General features: G+C 38.9%; 14 protein-coding genes and 1 pseudogene. 5 read left to right on the forward strand and 10 right to left on the reverse strand.

Annotated features, from left to right (window positions below; translation table 11 throughout):
• Positions 1-9: 9 nt before the first annotated feature.
• The 7 genes and pseudogenes from PLEUR7319_RS41535 to PLEUR7319_RS0132270 form a co-directional block, all read right to left on the reverse strand.
• Positions 10-2,970 (reverse strand): ATP-binding protein, encoded by a 2,961-nt coding sequence (locus PLEUR7319_RS41535; RefSeq protein ID WP_019509379.1) that lies wholly within the window; start codon positions 2,968-2,970, stop codon positions 10-12.
• Entirely contained in the window at positions 2,967-4,346 is a 1,380-nt protein-coding gene (locus tag PLEUR7319_RS39020; RefSeq protein ID WP_019509380.1) for a CHAT domain-containing protein, read from the reverse strand. The genes PLEUR7319_RS41535 and PLEUR7319_RS39020 overlap by 4 nt, the downstream gene beginning before the upstream one ends.
• A 225-nt stretch (positions 4,347-4,571) precedes the next feature.
• On the reverse strand, positions 4,572-5,633 hold the full coding sequence (locus tag PLEUR7319_RS0132250) for a hypothetical protein (protein ID WP_019509381.1): 1,062 nt from the start codon (positions 5,631-5,633) through the stop codon (positions 4,572-4,574).
• A 147-nt stretch (positions 5,634-5,780) separates the two neighbouring features.
• Positions 5,781-6,176: an arsenate reductase, glutathione/glutaredoxin type gene (gene arsC / locus PLEUR7319_RS0132255; protein WP_026102922.1), complete on the reverse strand. Its 396-nt coding sequence runs from the start codon at positions 6,174-6,176 to the stop codon at positions 5,781-5,783.
• Between the two features lie 233 nt (positions 6,177-6,409).
• Positions 6,410-6,532, reverse strand: a pseudogene (locus PLEUR7319_RS43755) (arsenical resistance protein ArsH); the annotation flags it as partial.
• Between the two features lies 1 nt (position 6,533).
• Positions 6,534-7,673, reverse strand: coding sequence for an ACR3 family arsenite efflux transporter (gene arsB / locus PLEUR7319_RS0132265; RefSeq protein ID WP_019509383.1), 1,140 nt, complete (start codon positions 7,671-7,673; stop codon positions 6,534-6,536).
• A gap of 481 nt (positions 7,674-8,154) precedes the next feature.
• The gene (locus PLEUR7319_RS0132270) at positions 8,155-8,475 is read right to left on the reverse strand and encodes a helix-turn-helix transcriptional regulator (RefSeq protein WP_019509384.1); all 321 of its coding nucleotides are present in this window, start codon (positions 8,473-8,475) and stop codon (positions 8,155-8,157) included.
• Positions 8,476-8,569: 94 nt separating this feature from the next.
• Between PLEUR7319_RS0132270 and PLEUR7319_RS0132275 the strand changes: the two genes are divergently transcribed.
• The 3 genes from PLEUR7319_RS0132275 to PLEUR7319_RS0132285 all read left to right on the forward strand — a co-directional run bounded on the left by PLEUR7319_RS0132275 (position 8,570) and on the right by PLEUR7319_RS0132285 (position 10,783).
• Positions 8,570-8,962 (forward strand): Npun_F0494 family protein, encoded by a 393-nt coding sequence (locus PLEUR7319_RS0132275; protein ID WP_019509385.1) that lies wholly within the window; start codon positions 8,570-8,572, stop codon positions 8,960-8,962.
• A gap of 64 nt (positions 8,963-9,026) precedes the next feature.
• Complete coding sequence (gene cobQ / locus PLEUR7319_RS0132280) at positions 9,027-10,520, forward strand: cobyric acid synthase CobQ (protein ID WP_019509386.1); 1,494 nt, start codon at positions 9,027-9,029, stop codon at positions 10,518-10,520.
• Between the two features lie 23 nt (positions 10,521-10,543).
• Positions 10,544-10,783: a 2Fe-2S iron-sulfur cluster binding domain-containing protein gene (locus tag PLEUR7319_RS0132285; RefSeq protein WP_019509387.1), complete on the forward strand. Its 240-nt coding sequence runs from the start codon at positions 10,544-10,546 to the stop codon at positions 10,781-10,783.
• A 262-nt stretch (positions 10,784-11,045) separates the two neighbouring features.
• Here PLEUR7319_RS0132285 and PLEUR7319_RS0132290 read toward each other — a convergent pair whose 3' ends face one another.
• On the reverse strand, positions 11,046-11,234 hold the full coding sequence (locus PLEUR7319_RS0132290) for a photosystem I reaction center subunit IV (RefSeq protein ID WP_019509388.1): 189 nt from the start codon (positions 11,232-11,234) through the stop codon (positions 11,046-11,048).
• 279 nt (positions 11,235-11,513) lie between these two features.
• Between PLEUR7319_RS0132290 and PLEUR7319_RS0132295 the strand changes: the two genes are divergently transcribed.
• Positions 11,514-12,446 (forward strand): cation diffusion facilitator family transporter, encoded by a 933-nt coding sequence (locus PLEUR7319_RS0132295; RefSeq protein WP_019509389.1) that lies wholly within the window; start codon positions 11,514-11,516, stop codon positions 12,444-12,446.
• 23 nt (positions 12,447-12,469) lie between these two features.
• Here the strand turns inward: PLEUR7319_RS0132295 and PLEUR7319_RS0132300 are convergent, their stop codons facing one another.
• Both PLEUR7319_RS0132300 and PLEUR7319_RS0132305 read right to left on the reverse strand, forming a co-directional pair.
• Positions 12,470-13,435 carry an MBL fold metallo-hydrolase gene (locus PLEUR7319_RS0132300; protein WP_019509390.1) on the reverse strand — a complete coding sequence of 322 codons (966 nt, stop codon included), beginning with the start codon at positions 13,433-13,435 and terminating at the stop codon, positions 12,470-12,472.
• Between the two features lie 64 nt (positions 13,436-13,499).
• Positions 13,500-14,717: a hypothetical protein gene (locus tag PLEUR7319_RS0132305; RefSeq protein WP_019509391.1), complete on the reverse strand. Its 1,218-nt coding sequence runs from the start codon at positions 14,715-14,717 to the stop codon at positions 13,500-13,502.
• A gap of 737 nt (positions 14,718-15,454) precedes the next feature.
• On the opposite strand from PLEUR7319_RS0132305, the gene PLEUR7319_RS37425 reads away from it, so the two are divergent.
• Positions 15,455-17,404, forward strand: coding sequence for a diguanylate cyclase domain-containing protein (locus tag PLEUR7319_RS37425; RefSeq protein WP_051044483.1), 1,950 nt, complete (start codon positions 15,455-15,457; stop codon positions 17,402-17,404).
• Positions 17,405-17,408: the final 4 nt, after the last annotated feature.

The following is a 17,408-nucleotide window of genomic DNA, read 5'->3' on the forward strand; positions in this document are numbered from 1 at the left end:
AGAAAGCAATTAGAAATGAGACTCCATTCTATTTATAGTGAGAACCCACTGGCGGAATAGTTCGACAATAATGCGATAGTTAGAATCTTTTTTCTCGATGACATCATGACGGATTAAAGTTTCTAATGCTTCTGGTAAAGTGCGATTGCGCAAATTTGTAGCAGTGACAAGAGCGTCTGAATTTAATCCCTGAGGATGAGGTGCTAAAGCTGTAATTATCTCCTGTTGTCCCGCTGCGTCTTGCTCTGCTTGCCCCCAGACTCCCTCAAAATAGTAACGTCCTTGTTGGAAGAATTTTTGATTAATTACTGCTTCTATATCTTCTACTGTAAAAGTGTTATCGCGAGAACTTCCTTGTTCAAATACTTGATCATTGTAGTTGCGGACTAATTGAAAGCCGATTAGTTGGACTAGATAAGGTTGTCCTGAAGTAAGAGAGTAGATTAAGTCTAGTGCTTCGCCTGTATAGTCGAGGAGGAATTCATGGGCTGCTTCGTCATTAATGGGAGTTTGATCCCCCCTATCCCCCCTTAGAAAAGGAGTTCGATCCCCCCTATCCCCCCTTAGAAAAGGAGTTCGATCCCCCCTAGCCCCCCTTAGAAAAGGGGGAATGTTTGAAGTGGGGTTGGCAAGAATAGTTTTGGTAGACCCAGGTTTGAGAAAACTAACACGAATGGGAATGACGCTGGCAAAGAAGGGTTGAAAGTAATCTGCTGTCATTTCTTCTAAAGTGTGCAATCCAGCGAAAGCAAAAGCGATTTTTTCTGGATTCATTTGCACTAAACCTCGCAGGAAGCCCATAAAATCAGGATCGATTTGTCCTTTTTGAATTAATTCTTCGATGGTTTCAAATTCATCTAGGGCAATAATTAAACCCCGATATTCCATACTCGCTAATACTTGCTTTAGATAACGTTCAAAAGTACGTTGAGGTAGCTTGAGAAAAGCATCATCATCAGGTGGATCGATCTGAAAAGCAGTGGCAATCTCATCGCTAATTGCCATCAGCACTTCCGCTACACCTTGGGAGACTACACCTAAACGCTGCAAATTAACATAAATAACTTTAATTTCCGCTCCTGTAGAATTAGAAGCATTAATCAAAATCGAACTTTTACCCATGCGCCGATGTCCAAACAACACCACCGATTGCAGTTGATTGCCTGTAATCCACAATTCTTCTAACTGTCGTAGAATATCTTCTCTGCCAACGAATAAACTTCCTGTTACAGGATTGCCAATCACATAGGGATTGCGAACTGGTTGAGTAATAGTAACGTTGCCAATATCCTTACCAATTCTTTCTAGAGATTGTTTCCAAGTTTGGGCAATATCGACGATTAATTCTCTTTCTGCTTCGGGAATATTGGCTTGATTATCGATAACTTCTGTTAATTCTCCGATAGCGCGACTATAAGCAAAAGATTTTGTGTTGCGAGAAGCACTGTGCTGAATTAATTTAATATCTTCTACTACTCTTCTTAGACTATTCATTGTTTGCCAAGTATTCGGGCGTAAGAGTTTTTCTGTAGAGATACTGGGAATTTCTAAACTGGCAATGTTGTTTATTTCTTGTGTTTGTTGGAACATTGCCAGAGTTTGTGCCAAGGTAAATATTTCCTCTCCATAGAGTAAAGAGCGAACTAGAGTAAATTCTTCAGTTGCCTTATCTGGTTGTTTTTTGTGGAGATACCAAAATCCATTGGTAGTAGCAAAACAGGGGATTTGGGAACGAAATTTTACTAATGAACGAACTAAATTCCAGTTATTTGTATGATCGACTAACTGATTGACACGATAAATAACTTGCTCATCAGGCAATTTTAGCAATACTTTCTTGATTGGTGGTAATACATGAGTCAATTGAAGGGTAAATTTAAGAATTTGATTGACATTATGCAGTCCTATTACCCAATCCTGTTGTAGAGATTTTTGTAGTTGGGAAATAAGATCATAATTCTTCAGTAAGGTGACATGAGGAAATTGCAATGCATCGTATTTATGTTTTGTTGACTTGAAAGTCAAGCTGAATAACCAATTATCTGGACGAAAAGATATGATGCAAAACACTACGCCATATGCCACGCCATATGCCACGCCATATGCCACGCCATATGCCACGCCTAATACCACGCCTAATGCCACGCCATATGCCACGCCTAATGTCGCACTAAATAATATTCCATTTGTTATTCCTCGCCATCTCACTCTTGCCACGCCCTCTGCCACGCCTAATGCCACGCCAAATACCACGCCTAATGCCACGCCAAATACCACGCCCTCTGCCACGCCATCTGCCACGCCATCTGCCACGCCCTCTGCCACGCCAAATGCCACGCCATCTGCCACGCCATCTGCCACGCCATATGCCACGCCAAATGCCACGCCAAATGCCACGCCTAATACCACGCCATCTGCCACGCCTAATGCCACGCCTAATGCCACGCCATATGCCATGCTAAATGCCACGCCTAATGCCATGCTAAATGCCACGCCTAATGCCACGCCTGATGCCACGCCATATGCCACGCCATATGCCACGCTTCCCGCGATCCCTAATCCGATGTCCCAGACAGTAGTTAACAATAAACCAAATATAATACTTCCCAGAATTACAAAGATGGCACTTGCAGTAAAACTTCCATTAAAGAATCTATTGATAAATAATCCATTAAAAATCCAGAGAATAGATACTATAAATAAGGGAATAAGTACTATTAATAATAATTCTTGTATTAATAATTTTCTTTGGACAGGATTCTGAAGACGTAACTTCCACCTCTTGCCTAAATTCAGAATAGTAGGCGGAATATATCCACCGCCAAAAGTATCGACATACCAACGCAATGCTTGAGGAAAATAAAACACCCAATACAGCAAACGTAAATAATCAGAAGGATTCCATAAAGATAAAGGGCGTTTGAGCTTGGGTGCTAAATCTAATTTTGGGACAGGGTTATCTTTCCTCATAGCATCTTTTCTCGGTATAGCTGATAGATGTCATAACACAACCGCATGACAACCTTGGGATGACCATGACTATCCTGGATAATTCTGGCAATTTCTGGTTGCGTAAAACTAATAGGAGTGGCTTTTAAACGACTAGCAATAAAATTACCAACAGTTTGTTCACACCATTTATTGATTGGTTCCTCTAAACAAACATTTTCAAAGGGCGATACCATACCACTATCAGGAAACAAACAGTTTAAAGGCTTATTTGCTGCAATTACTAAACGTAGTGGTGCATTGACTCCTTCAGCTAAAGCACGAATTTGACTTCTAATTTGATTAGTAAACCCATCCCAAGCCATTTTTTCTACGTTATCTAAAATTAGCAATAGTTTGTGTTTTTTAAGTTCGCGAGATAATTTAAAACCTTTTAGCTCAGGAATACCAATGAGTTCGCATAAGGCAAAATAAAAATCTTCCTCATCGTAAACATCACCTAAATTAAGATAAATTGGCTTACGATGTTGTAACTTGGTAGCTGATTGTTCTTCAATCACTTTCAGCAAAGAAGACTTGCCGATTTCTGGTTCACCAATAATCGCCACGCTATTGTTATCATTTAATAACTCAAAGATGCGCTTAATTTCTGTTTCTCGACCAAATACTAAGCTAGAGTCTTCAATTCTTCCTGCCAAATGATTGAAGGGATTAGGGAGATTGTTAACTACAGATGAAACCCGATCGCTGGTAATAATTTTATTAAGGGGATCTTTTTTTAGTAACGCCAGAACTTCATGCTGGGAAAGTGCGATCGCTTTATTCTCTTCTTCTGAATATACGGGAACTAATTTTCGCTCAGGATTTTCATTTTTGTAAATTTCTAGTTGAATGCGGTTGCAGCCTAATTCAAAAGCAAAATCGATTGACTCGCCGTTAAATAATGCCAGATAAAAGCCTTTAGTAAAAGCGATCGCTGCATCGTCTCTAATTTCCTTCTTGGTGCCAATCACATAATTTATATGCTGGTTAATTTCAGATGCTTGAATCTCTGAATAACAAGCACTCAACACCACGACCTCTATCTGAGTAGCAAATAATTTGCATAAATCGGCGATCGCTTGAGTATTTACTTGCCGCTTTTGTCCAAATTCAGTTTCTAAAACTAATCCTGGGCTACCCATCCCGTGTCCAGAGAAATGAACGATCCTGGGTTTTTCTTCCAGAATCGTTGTTTGTAAATCTTGAATCCGAACTGCGACTTTAGAGCGTAAACCAAAATACTCTCTTTTTTTGCCTCGATCTAGAGCATCTTCAATGGCGCGAATTTCTCTCTCAAGTTCTAGTTTTACTGTTCCTTGGGGATTAGATGCTAAAACCAAAATCTCGGTCTTCATTACGTCCGTGTAAAAGCAAAATTAGTTTTACTTTAACCATTTACTTTAACCATACTTCAATTACCAATATCGGCGATCAAATCTTTAAGAACAATAACGAAATTGACGAGTAGAGTTCGGAGTTCAAAGTTCGGAGTTCGAAGTTGAAATTGTTTGGAAGGAGGCTTGTAACCTAACTACGAATTCCGAATTCCGAACTAGAGCGAAGCGACTGTGGCAAGAATATTAAACTTCAATCACGTCATTAGGAGTATTGGCAATAACAGAACTAGCATTTAAGTCCAGCAGACCGCCTTGATTGAAAATTCCGCCTCCATCTCCGGCGATCGCTTCATTATCGAAAACATTACTTCTATTCAAGGTTGCGCTACCGCCTAAATTAGCAATACCACCACCATTTAAACCCGCACTATTTTCAGCAAAGAGACTCTTGCGGACAGTTAGATTGCCATCGGCAGCTATCCCAGCACCCCCACCATCATTTTGTGCTTGATTATTACCGACAAAGCTATCGATAATTTCGACATGACCCGCATTGACAAAAAATCCAGCACCATTCAAAGCTTGATTATTAACAATGGCAGTATTTCTAACCACAGTTGTGGTGTCAGGAGTACCATTGCCGAAACCACCAGCAGGTCCCGCTGTATTAACATTATTGGCTATATAACTACCTGTGATATCAGCTCTACTGCCACGATTATCGATCCCAGCTCCGCCACCGCCTGTTACCTCATTATCAGAAATAACGCTAGAGTTAATATCCAACTCACCAAAGTTAGTGATACCGCCCCCAAAAGCAGTTGATTGATTTTCGGCAATAAAGGTCTGGTCTATGTTTAAAACTCCAGTATCACTATTTCTAATTGCTCCACCACCATCAGTTGGCTCTAAACTGGTATTGGTATTGTCGACAATTTGGCTTTGAGAAATTGTAAGGTTTTCGGCATTGGCGATCGCGCCACCACCTTGATCAGAGCTACCTTCAGTTAAGGTTAATTTATCTAGTACTACTTCTATTTGATTAGTTTCATCAAGATCATCAATCAAAAAGATGCGAGAGTTATTATTCCCACTAATGGTAATGTCGTCAGCACTCAGCAATCCATCAATCTTGACACTGTCACTAATTTGTAGTTCGCCACCAGTAAGAGTGATTTGTTGACCACTTAATTCTGGAGCAAATTCAATTCTATCGACTCCATGAGTTGTATTTGCGTCTTCAATTGCTTGTCTGAGAGAACCTGAACCACTATCGTTGGTGTTGTCAACAGTAAAAATATTCATGATCCTTCTCCTATCTCTATTTAATTTACATTTAGAACAAATTTGAAGGTAGAACAAATTGTTTAACTTACCTAAAAAATTTATTTCCTAAATTAGGCTATTTTATTTTCCCTTAATTTGCTCAATTTATTTGAGGACTGAAAATATTTATCCTAGCGAATCAATTAGTTTTGATACTCGTTGCTTTATTTCATCTCTAACGTGGTGAAAAGTAGCGATCGGTTGTCCATCAGGATCGTCTAAATCCCAATCTTCAAAAACTTCTTGTGTTAACCATTCAGTTGGTAAAGTTGTGCCACAGCCACACATAGAAATCACCGCATCATAATCATCAGCCTGGAAATCACTTAAAGCATCAGAAGTTTGATTATTAAGATCAATACCAACTTCGGACATTACTCTGATCGCTGTGGGATGAACCCGACTAGCTTCTAGACCTGAAGAACTAACTTCTATTTTTCCCGCACCTAATTTTCTAGCAAATCCTTCTGCCATTTGCGATCTACAGGAATTTCGGCGACAGACAAACATTACTTTTTTCATTTTTTTGTTAACGATTTGTTGTTAGTACGTCTTATGTGAATCAAACTCACAATTTCAAGTAAAAATTAGCTAGCAAAATAAATATCCTGACTAAACTTCAGTTACGAAGGGGCTTGGGGAAGCCGTCACTTCCCCAACTGGGGGTCTGGGGGAAAGTTCCCCCAGAAATAAATCTAGTTTTGAAGGATAAATTACCAAAAAAATAGTTCATAATTAAGCATTATTAATCTAGATCAAGCGTTGTTAGTAATTTTGGCTTTGCATTCGCTGTAGCGATCTGTAAGATAATCAACCTTGTCTCGTAACAAGAGAGTAAATTTATTGAGTTCTTCCATTACATCAATGACGCGATCGCGATTATTTGCAACAACGAGGATCTAATAAAGTAGCCTTCTCTGGATGCCGAGGAAACCAAGAAGCAGTATGTTTACAAAACTCCACCAACATCAACATTACTGGCACTTCGATCAAAACTCCCACAACGGTAGCTAAAGCGGCACCAGAATTTAAACCAAATAAAATTACAGCAGTGGCGATCGCTACTTCAAAATGATTACTGGCACCTATCAAAGCCGCAGGGGCAGCATCTTCGTAATCCAATCCCAGTTTTAGTCCGGCAATATAAGTAATGAAAAAGATAAAGTTAGTCTGCAAAAATAGAGGAATAGCAATTAACAGAATATGTAGAGGATTACTCGAAATCAAGTCTCCTTTAAAAGCGAAGAGCAGTACTAAGGTAATTAACATAGCGGCGATCGCCACAGGAGAAAGATAGTGTAAAAACTCTTGTTCAAACCAATTTTTTCCCTTGTATTTAAAAATTAGATGGCGGCTCAATACTCCCGCTAATAAAGGTAATCCCACATAAATTAGAACTGACAATACAATAGTTTGCCAGGGAACAGTTAAGTTATTTGCCGAAAGTAGCCATTTGCCCAAGGGTGCATACAAAATCAGCATTGCCAGCGAGTTAACTGCCACCATTACCAAAGTATGTCCTTGATTGCTATAAGAAAGATAACCCCACATCAACACCATTGCCGTACAGGGAGCAATGCCTAGTAAAATTGCTCCAGCAATATAGGAATCCGCTAAAGCGATCTCAGTACCTCTGATTATTTCCGTGGCACTTAGCAACGGACGAAATAACCAACCGAGAAAAAACTGAGCAAATACTACCATCGTAAAGGGTTTGATCAACCAATTAATCACCAAGGTGAGAACGACTGGCTTGGGGGTTTTTGCTGCCTGTATTGCCTGAGAAAAGTCGATCTTAACCATGATGGGATACATCATGAAAAAAAGACAGACAGCAATAGGGAGAGAAACATTATAAATGCTCATAGAATCTAAAGTTTGGGCGATTCCAGGAAACAGTTTTCCCAAAATGATCCCTCCCATAATGCAAGCCAGAACCCAAAGAGTCAGATATTTTTCAAAATAATTAAGCTGACTTCCTGCTTTTACCGCTTGGGAATTAATTGGAGAATTACTCATTAACTAAAATAACTTGTTTAAAATGTTGCTTGTTTACGTAATAGTTCACCGATAGTGAGGTTGAAAGCCGATTTTTCCTGCTTTCATCTTCTTATTGCTCCAATTACAGCATTTGAAAAAATCCTTATAGTTAACATCTCACGGGGTGACAAGCTAATTGAAAGTGTTGTAGGGGTTGGGTTTTAGGGGGTAGGGGCTAGGGAAGATGTCGGGGTCGAACAGGAGCAATTAGAACGATAATATTGAGTTTTTTGTTCCATAATGGCTGTGCTACTCGAATTCCTTAGATAAATTTTCCCCAACACCCGATATGCGAAGCGGTATCCTTTAGGACACCCGACACCCAACACCCCATCTAAAGTTCAGCACTGTTGTCACCCCCTGAGAGTTAACATATCAAAAAAAGTTGATATGACGATTAAGAAAAGGTTAACAGTAACAATATTTAGCGATTACTAATATTGTCATCAGAGGGATTTTTTTAATCGCAATTCTGACGAGGAGCAATCACCGCACTTCGACGTATATCAGTTAAATACTGTTCAAATAGAGCGAACTGAGATAAGCTCAGACTGTAATAAATCCAGCGTCCCGACTGGCGGGGGCGAATTAAACCCGCTTCTTTGAGGGTTTTAAGATGAAAAGAAAGCTTAGATTGATTAACATTAAGGTGATCGCATAAATCACAGACACATAATTCTTGCTCCTGTAATAGTTGAATAATCTGGAGACGCAACGAGTCAGAGAGGGCGTGAAACCCTGCCATAATAATAGTAGTGTCTTGCGAGTCAGAAACTTGCATCAAGTTTTCTTGAAATGAAATTTTTGTTTATTAGTTTAGCAAACAGAAGGCATCAACTATCAGTTAAATATCCAAAGAAATATCCAAAGTTAGAATGACCACTAATTTCAGTAATCAAGCCATTGAGTATGATCCACGCACAATTAAGAGAGCAAAAAGAGCATTATCTTGTTCTCCGTTTTGTTTAAAACTGTTCCAGGAAATGCGGAATCAAAGTGTACCTATTCAGCAAATTGCGGGGGCAACAGGTCTGAAATTAGGTTATGCTACCTTAGCTTTAAGTGAACCAAAAACGGAAGATAAATTAGTTTGGTTAATTAATGTCGGTTTACTACGTCGAGAAGTAGATGGACAAGGCTTAACTGATAGTTTTCGTCTAACTCCTTTAGGCAGAAATATTGTCGCTGAGTGGGAACAGGAAAGAGAGGAAATCCCTCCTGCTTCTCTAATCGATAGAATTTATAATCGGCTCAATCATTGGCTATAATGATAGCTCTAAATTAGTGATCTGCTGTTATAACTGTGTATATATTCCAGCAGAGGAGCGATCGATGAAAGCGATTATGGTAGTTGGGACAACATCTCATGCAGGAAAATCTTTCCTGACTGCTGCTTTATGCCGTATTTTAGCTAGACATGGTTGGCGAGTTGCCCCTTTTAAAGGTCAGAACATGGCATTAAATGCCTATGTAACATCTACAGGTGGAGAAATAGGTCATGCTCAAGCAGTTCAAGCCTGGGCAGCGGGAGTTGCTCCTAGAGTGGAAATGAATCCGATCTTGCTGAAACCTCAGGGAAATATGACTTCTCAGATCATAATTAAGGGAAAAGCAGCGGGTACGGTCAGAGCCACTGAATATTACGAAAAGTTTTTTGATTTGGGTTGGGAAGTAATTCAAGAATCGCTATATCGTTTGTCTCTAGAATTTGATCTCGTTGTCTGTGAAGGGGCGGGAAGTCCTGCAGAAATCAACCTCAAACACCGTGACTTGACGAATATGCGAGTAGCAAAACATTTAAATGCGCCAACTATTTTAGTGGTCGATATCGAACGTGGAGGTGCTTTTGCCCATGTTGTTGGTACTTTGGAATTATTAGATCCTCAAGAGCGATCGCTGATTAAAGGAGTCGTCATTAATAAATTTCGAGGGGAGAAAAAATTATTGGATTCAGGTATTGAATGGCTAGAAGAAAAAACTAAAATACCTGTTTTAGGGGTTATTCCCTGGAGTCATCATATGTTCCCCTCAGAAGATTCCCTCAATCTATTAGAAAGAAATCGTCGTCAAAGCAGTAAAGACATTAATATTCATGTAATTAGATTACCTAGAATTGCCAACTTTACCGATTTTGATCCCCTAGAAGCAGAAACGTCTGTGTCGGTAAATTATATAGATATTCACGACTCTTTAGGGCATCCCGATGCAGTAATCATTCCTGGCACCAAAACTACTATTTCCGATCTCTTGGCGCTCGAAAAGAGCGGTATGGCAGAACAAATCAGAAAATATGCCGCTGCGGGGGGAACAGTATTAGGTATCTGTGGAGGATTTCAAATTTTAGGACAACGCATTATCGATCCAGAAGGATTTGAAGGAGAGCCCGGAGAATTCACGGCGCTTAATTTACTGCCCATTAGCACAATTCTCTCCGCCAATAAAATTGCGCGACAAAGACAAGTTATTTCCCTATTCCCTCAGGCAGGTCTTCCTGTAGATGGTTATGAAATTCATCAAGGGCGAAGCCGTATCAACCGCCGTCATAGGGAGGACGAAAACGACTATCAGCCTATTTTTGACGATCCAGGACTAGGATTAGTAGATAAGAGTCAATCTATTTGGGGTTGCTATGTCCATGGTTTGTTTGACAATGGTGCTTGGCGGCGTTCATGGATTAATCAATTGCGCAAACAGAGAGGAATGTCTTCTTTGGCAACTGGTATTTCTAATTATCGAGATCAAAGAGAAACCACCTTAAATATTCTGGCAGATATTGTGGAGAAAAATTTAGATTTGAGCGTTATTCTGTCCAATAAACATTATTGATTGTTGTTAATTGAAAGGAGTTTATGAGTATCAAGGTTTGTTTTCTGCCAGACAATGTAACTATTGAAGCAGAACCAGGAGAACCAATATTGCAAGTTGCAGAACGTGCGGGTGTATTTATTGCCACAGGATGTTTAATGGGTTCTTGTCATGCTTGCGAAGTAGAACTAGATAATGAGGAAACTATTTGCGCTTGTATTAGTTCTATACCGGGAGACCAACCAGAATTAACCGTAAATATCTACGACGATCCAACTTGGTAAATATGAGTTCGGAATCTTGAGCCAAAAAATCCCTCAGGGTTAGTCAAATTCTGAGGGTCTAGATTACTAAAGCATATAAAAACTACGCTTAATTAAATTAAGGTTAACTTCGGGAAAAAATATTCCCAGAAGTCTACCTATTTTCTAATATTGCGATTCAAGAGGGGAATTACCAGGGCTTTCGCCTTTAAGGGATGAATTATAAATTATCCCTCATCCTTTGGTTGACTCCCTCTAGTTTTAGCAGCTTATTTGAAAGAACTTACTTTACTTCCTTTACCTCAGATTCGGCAAAGTTGTTAGTATTCACGCCAGCATAGTTAACTTTGTTGAAGCGCACGACTACAGGGTAACGAATACCACTTGTATCTACCGATGCGACTGACCCAACTTCATTATACCAATAGGATTCTGGACGAAGAATTCTGACTTTAGAACCTCGTTGAACCATGATTGATTAATCTCCTGAAAATAAATTTTATTTTGATTTGATTAAGAAAATACCAGAGGTAGCTTTCTTAGTTGTCGGTTTTTGGCTATGTAAAAAATTAGCCATTAAACTTCATAGTCAAGTTTATCAAACCTCCTTAGCTATAAATTCTTACGAAACATAACAATTTAATGACGTTGGTGATTTAAAGCAGAAGTCATATTTTGCGTTTATCTCATAGGTCGGCTTAATATAGTTGCAAGCTCTATGTCTTATTATCTAAGTATTTAAACTAATCCTATGTCTGGTTCTGCTAAAAAAACTATCTATGCCGCGATGGCTGCCAATTTTGCGATCGCCATTATTAAATTTATCGCCGCCTCGATTACGGGAAGTTCAGCGATGCTTTCAGAAGGTATTCATTCTGTAGTGGACACGGGGAATGAATTGCTATTGCTATTGGGAATACGCCTCAGTAAAAAGCCTGCCGACGATAGCCATCCTTTTGGTTATGGACAGGAGCTTTATTTTTGGACGCTAATTGTCGCTCTATTTATTTTTGCCATTGGTGGCGGTATGTCTATTTATGAGGGAATCAATCATGTTCGACATCCTGAACCATTGACCGATCCTTTTTGGAATTACGTAGTCTTGGGATTAGCAGTAATTTTTGAAGGCTATTCTTGGAATGTGGCTTTGCAAGAATTTTTGGCTAGCAAAAATGAAGACAGCTTTTGGGAGGCGATCCGTGCTAGTAAAGATCCCACAATCTTTACGATTTTATTTGAAGATACAGCAGCCTTAGTCGGTTTAATCGTCGCTTTTATTGGTGTGTTTAGCGGACATTTACTGGGTAATGTTTATTTAGATGGGGTAGCATCGATTATTATTGGCATTATTCTCTGTGGAGTGGCACTTTTATTGGCTGCTGAAAGCAAGGGGTTATTAATTGGCGAAGGTGCTAATGCTGAAACGGTAGCAAGCATCAGAAAAATTACCAGTGAAGATCCTGCCGTAGCTGAGGTGGTTAAGGTTTTAACTCTACATTTTGGTCCTCAAGAAGTATTACTTAATTTGGAAATAGAGTTTAAAGAAGATTTAGAAACAGGAAAATTGGCGATCGCTGTGGAACGCCTGGAAACTTCCATTCGTAAACAACATGCAGAGGTAAAAAATATTTTTATCGAAGCTAAATCTATATCTGCCAGTTGCAAAGTATTAGATGCTTCCTAAATTTTTTACTTAATCCCTAAATCCTAACAGCCATCAACACATTGTCCTAAACTATCGAACTCCATTGTTTGCCCGCTTAAAGGAATATGCACTGGCATATTAGTTGCTTTAATAAATTGATCTGTCTTAGTGCCCAGAATAACTTTCCCCTCTTTTGTAGCTTCTTCATTAGCGTGTGAGGCTATTACCGATTTGGGTTGAATTAATTCGTTGACCACATATGCTGCTTCTTGTGGTCCCGTTGTGAAAGTATCTCCGATGTTAATTACTACTAATTGAGCATCATATTGATCACCCACTATGGTTTCTTGCTCTGCGGTTACACCAGTATCGCCTGACAAATATACTACTAATCCATTAGTGAAAGTGAGAATGTAACCAGTGGGAGGACCAACATAAGCAGTAAGACCAGCAGTTTCTAGATGTTCTCCCAATTCACCTTCGATAAAATCACCACTCAATCCATTAGAGTGAACTGCTGGTACAGTTGTAATCTTGACACCACCAACATTAACCGATGCCCCGAAGCGCACTAGCTCTACTAATTCAGGGTTGCCACCATTTGCTTCTATCTTGTTTGCCAGGAAACTGTTCATCTCACTGCCAACCACAATTTTTGCTTCTTTAGCCAACGCGATGTCAATGGTATTGGACTTGGGCGTAACATTATTATTCACTTCTGGTTCACCACATTCTCCTTCATTTACTTGAGATATGCGGCGATCGCCTAAATGATCTCCGTGAACGTGACTTAGCAAAACCACGTCAATATCACCTAAACGTTCATCTTCTCCACCAGCAACGGTTCGTCCGACATCGTAAATCAGACGAGTTCCATTAGGATCTTCAAATATCATTGCGCGGTCAAATCGACAAAACTCACTATCGTGACTTCCAAGTGGTGTAATCTTCACTTCTGAACCCTGAGCAGCAAAAGCAACTAATTGGGCGATCGCCAATGCTATTGAGACTGATAAGTATTTTTTCATCTTCAATCCTGAGATTTGCTATCTTTGAAGTCTTATAGTTAGTAGGTAGGGCAGTTATTATTAGTTAACCAATCAAGAAAAATGCTGGATAAGTACGAATTAGCCCTACACAAACGTATAGGATCAGCGATAACCCTAACATGGACCACGCCCAAGTTTTGCGAGTCCACGGTAACTCCAAATATTTTTCGACCAAGTAGAATATGAAAAGAGTACCACTAACTCCTTTTAAGATGGAAATTTGCCATATAGAACTAACATATAGAGCGGTTACTCCAGAAATAATAGTTAATCCTTGCATTGACCAATACAGATTATGATTTTTTCGAAAATACCATTTGCTGGACACAATTAGTAATCCCAGAAAATACACAAAACTGGTCATATACTTAATTCCTGGAGTAAAAACATCTAATAATGAAAGTTTAATATTGGTAATTTCGGCTATAACGTAAATAATTAATAAAAATAACGAAAATATCATCGTTCTAGGAATTACTGCACGATGACGAAACCCAATCATATAAGTTAAAGGCATCACAGCAACAGTAAATCCCCAAAATGCCTCAAGAGCAATTACCGCTAAAAAAGCGATCGCTATATTTTGATCGGCAATAGCTACTGCTGACCAAATGAAAAACAAAATTAATGCACAAAGGGAAAAAGGGTCTAAACTAATTTTTTGACAAAATTTCCGCCAACTAGTTTTATGTTGCCAGTAAGAAAAACTTAACATCCCCACCAAACTCAAACATCCCGATAGCAAGACATACTGATAAATCTCTTCTGGGTATAGCCAGTATCCTGGGGCGGTCACACCAACAATAAAAGCATATAATGCCGATTCATATACGATCGGAGGAATAAGTTGTAGTAAAGGCAGAAAATATAGTCTCATTAACCAACCAATGGCGATCGCTAAGATAAAGCTGGAAACAGTTGCCACAATATTAGTAAAGGAAAATAACCCCTCCAAACGTTGCTCAAAATTATTAGTATTATTCTGATGTTCTATTAATTCTGACAAGTCTAAATTAGAAATATCTAGCTCGGGAATAATAGTACTTAATTTAGTAGCATAACTCGCCTTGATTTTTGAACCTTCCGCATCTGAAATTAAATTTTTAGATAATAATTCTTCAGTTGTTTTCCAGATACAATTTATTTGTTGTATTTTTTCTACCTGTACTTTTTCTAAACTTAAATAACTTGGCTGCACTGCCAACGCTGCTGAAGGTTTTAGCCAAATTAGCAAAACAATAATTGCAGTCAGAATACGCATTATCATACAAATTTATAAGAATATTTATTGCTTATATATTCTTATAAAAAGCATCAAGCATTTTCTTGAAAGATGACACTTTTTTGTGTTGCACATTATTTTTTTTAGGCTTAAAAGCGATAGCATCTGTAGGTATAATAAAGGTAATCACTATTAACAAATAACCAGATACAATTACTTCTAACTGAAATTGACTAATATAGCGCTGCTTAAATAAGGTACGGTTAATATCTTTGTTATTAATTGTTAATGGCTCATAGTTAATAGGGTGTGTATCTCTAAATAGTCCGTATAACTATATAACTATATTTGGCGATCGCCCAAATGCACCGTATTTTTCTTGCTAAATATGGAGAATAGTATTGGGAAAATCTTATTTTAGAAGAAACATAATGTGTTGGACAATATAACCTTGGATTTATCTTCTATCGAACAAATATATTTGCCAAAACCAGATGTCCCGATTTCGGTCTTGATTTTAAGACTGAATAGAAGCTAAATTACCGGGTTTATTTGAAGTAAAAACATCACAAATTTTGATGTACTTGGCAGCTAATTTAATTAATTTAATCTTGTTTTAATTGCTTTTAATTTATTTATTTTGTGTCTCAGCTAAAGGATTTCTGGAAAACATATGCTTAAACGACTGTAAAAAGCTAATGTCAATTTTTAAAAATTGATTGGGCATACTTTTATTATTGCCCCATGGAAAATGCTATTTTGCAGCCCTAACTTTAATGAAAGAGGACAGTTCCAATAAGCGCAACCTCAAATCTATTTTGAGAGTCAAAAATTTTCGGCGATTGGCAATGCCCAAACGCCCCTCCAAATCCCACCAATTGTCACTACGCTTTGTTCTGATTGTTCCCTTTCTGCTTCAGATTGCTGCTGCCGTAGGATTAACAGGTTATTTTTCCTGGCGTAATGGTCAAAAAACTGTCGAATCTCTAGCCATCCGCTTGAGTCAGGAAGTCACAGCTCATATCGAAAAACATGTTCGCAAGTACACCAATACACCATCACTTTTTCTCAAAATTAACGAAGCAGCGATTAAGGCTAAGAATATTGAACTTTCAGACCACAAGAAAATGGCTAGGTACTTTTGGGAACAGACAAAAATTTCCGATGCTATGCCTTATATATACTTCGGCAATGAACAAGGGGACTTTGTCGGTGTTTGGAAAGAGAGCGAAAATCGGACTACCTTAAGAATTAGAAATCGACTTAATGCGCCTAAACGAGCAATTTATAAGCTTGATGATCAAGGAGAACCAATTAAATTAATTAGTAATAAAGTGTTTCGAACACGGCAGCGACCTTGGTACAAAACTGCAATTAAAGCAGGTAAACCTACTTGGTCTTCTATTTACGTATTTGCCTTGCCTGAATCTCTTGGTATTACCCGAGTTATTCCGATTTACGATCAATCAAAATCCCTGTTGGGAGTGCTAGGAGCAGATTTAACTCTGGCTAACATTAGTGATTTTCTGCGACAAATAAAAGTTAGTGACTCTGGTCATGTCTTTATTATGGAACGCTCTGGGGAAATTGTTGCTAGTTCCGCGGAAGAACTACCATATCGCCAGACTGAGTCAGGAGAAGAGAGACTGGCTGCGATCCAAAGTAGTGAAGCTTTAATTAGAGAGACCGCCCAAAATTTACTGGCAAAATTTGGTAGTTTCGAGCAGATTGATACTAACAAGCAGTTTGCTTTTAAGAGCGAAGGTCAGCGTAATTTTATTCAAGTAGTTCCTTTTAACATTGAGCCAGGTATTGATTGGCTGATGGTTGTAGTGATTCCTGAAGCCGATTATGCAGAACATCTTCAGGCTAATAACTACACGACGATGCTGTTGTGCTTAATTGCTCTAGCAGTAGCTGCTACATTTGGAATTGCGACAGCACAGTGGATCGCACAACCAATACTTAGCCTGAGCCAAGCCTCTGAATCTTTAGCCAAACAAGCAGCAATAGCAGGACTTGTCGACAGTAAACTGGTGCAAGAAGGAGAAAACCAAAGTATTAGAGAATTAGGAGTATTAGCCCAGGCATTTAATCATATGGCTCAGCATTTAGAGCTTTCTTTTAACAATCTTGCTCAAACTAATGCTGAGTTAGAACAGCGAGTAGCAGATCGAACCAAAGAACTCGAACAGGCTAATCAGGAATTAGAGCATTTTGTCAGGATTGATGACCTCACACAAGTTGCTAATCGCCGACACCTAGATGAATACCTCAAATTTACTTGGAACCAGTTAAGCCGAGATCAGCAATCACTATCGCTGATTCTCTGTGATATTGATTATTTTAAATTTTATAATGATACCTACGGTCATCAAGCAGGAGACCATTGTCTGAAACAAGTAGCAAAAGCCATAGATTCTGCCGTCAATCGACCTTCAGATCTTGTCGCTCGATATGGTGGCGAAGAGTTTGCGATTGTTTTGCCTCGTACTAATCTAGAAGGAGCGATTCATGTGGCAGAAAACATTCGACAAGAAGTTAAACAGCTCAAAATTCCTCATCAGTCCTCTGTTGTCTGCGAGTTTGTTACCTTGAGCTTGGGAGTAAGTAACTGCATACCCGCTCAGAAAAAGTTAGCTGAAACCTTAATTGCTAAAGCGGATCAAGCACTTTATCAGTCAAAGGATCAGGGACGCGATCGCGTTACGGCAATTCCTCTTTGATCTT

Origin of the sequence: Pleurocapsa sp. PCC 7319 (assembly GCF_000332195.1) — a bacterium.
Lineage (GTDB): Bacteria > Cyanobacteriota > Cyanobacteriia > Cyanobacteriales > Xenococcaceae > Waterburya.

Bases quoted from the DNA above. Each gene is read 5' to 3' on its own strand.
- arsB (WP_019509383.1), bottom strand. From the start codon at position 7,673: ATGAGTAATTCTCCAATTAATTCCCAAGCGGTAAAAGCAGGAAGTCAG.
- arsC (WP_026102922.1), bottom strand. From the start codon at position 6,176: ATGAAAAAAGTAATGTTTGTCTGTCGCCGAAATTCCTGTAGATCGCAA.
- PLEUR7319_RS41535 (WP_019509379.1), bottom strand. From the start codon at position 2,970: ATGAGGAAAGATAACCCTGTCCCAAAATTAGATTTAGCACCCAAGCTC.
- PLEUR7319_RS39020 (WP_019509380.1), bottom strand. From the start codon at position 4,346: ATGAAGACCGAGATTTTGGTTTTAGCATCTAATCCCCAAGGAACAGTA.
- PLEUR7319_RS0132295 (WP_019509389.1), top strand. From the start codon at position 11,514: ATGTCTGGTTCTGCTAAAAAAACTATCTATGCCGCGATGGCTGCCAAT.
- PLEUR7319_RS0132270 (WP_019509384.1), bottom strand. From the start codon at position 8,475: ATGCAAGTTTCTGACTCGCAAGACACTACTATTATTATGGCAGGGTTT.
- PLEUR7319_RS37425 (WP_051044483.1), top strand. From the start codon at position 15,455: ATGAAAGAGGACAGTTCCAATAAGCGCAACCTCAAATCTATTTTGAGA.
- PLEUR7319_RS0132290 (WP_019509388.1), bottom strand. From the start codon at position 11,234: ATGGTTCAACGAGGTTCTAAAGTCAGAATTCTTCGTCCAGAATCCTAT.
- PLEUR7319_RS0132285 (WP_019509387.1), top strand. From the start codon at position 10,544: ATGAGTATCAAGGTTTGTTTTCTGCCAGACAATGTAACTATTGAAGCA.
- cobQ (WP_019509386.1), top strand. From the start codon at position 9,027: ATGAAAGCGATTATGGTAGTTGGGACAACATCTCATGCAGGAAAATCT.
- PLEUR7319_RS0132300 (WP_019509390.1), bottom strand. From the start codon at position 13,435: ATGAAAAAATACTTATCAGTCTCAATAGCATTGGCGATCGCCCAATTA.
- PLEUR7319_RS0132275 (WP_019509385.1), top strand. From the start codon at position 8,570: ATGACCACTAATTTCAGTAATCAAGCCATTGAGTATGATCCACGCACA.
- PLEUR7319_RS0132305 (WP_019509391.1), bottom strand. From the start codon at position 14,717: ATGCGTATTCTGACTGCAATTATTGTTTTGCTAATTTGGCTAAAACCT.
- PLEUR7319_RS0132250 (WP_019509381.1), bottom strand. From the start codon at position 5,633: ATGAATATTTTTACTGTTGACAACACCAACGATAGTGGTTCAGGTTCT.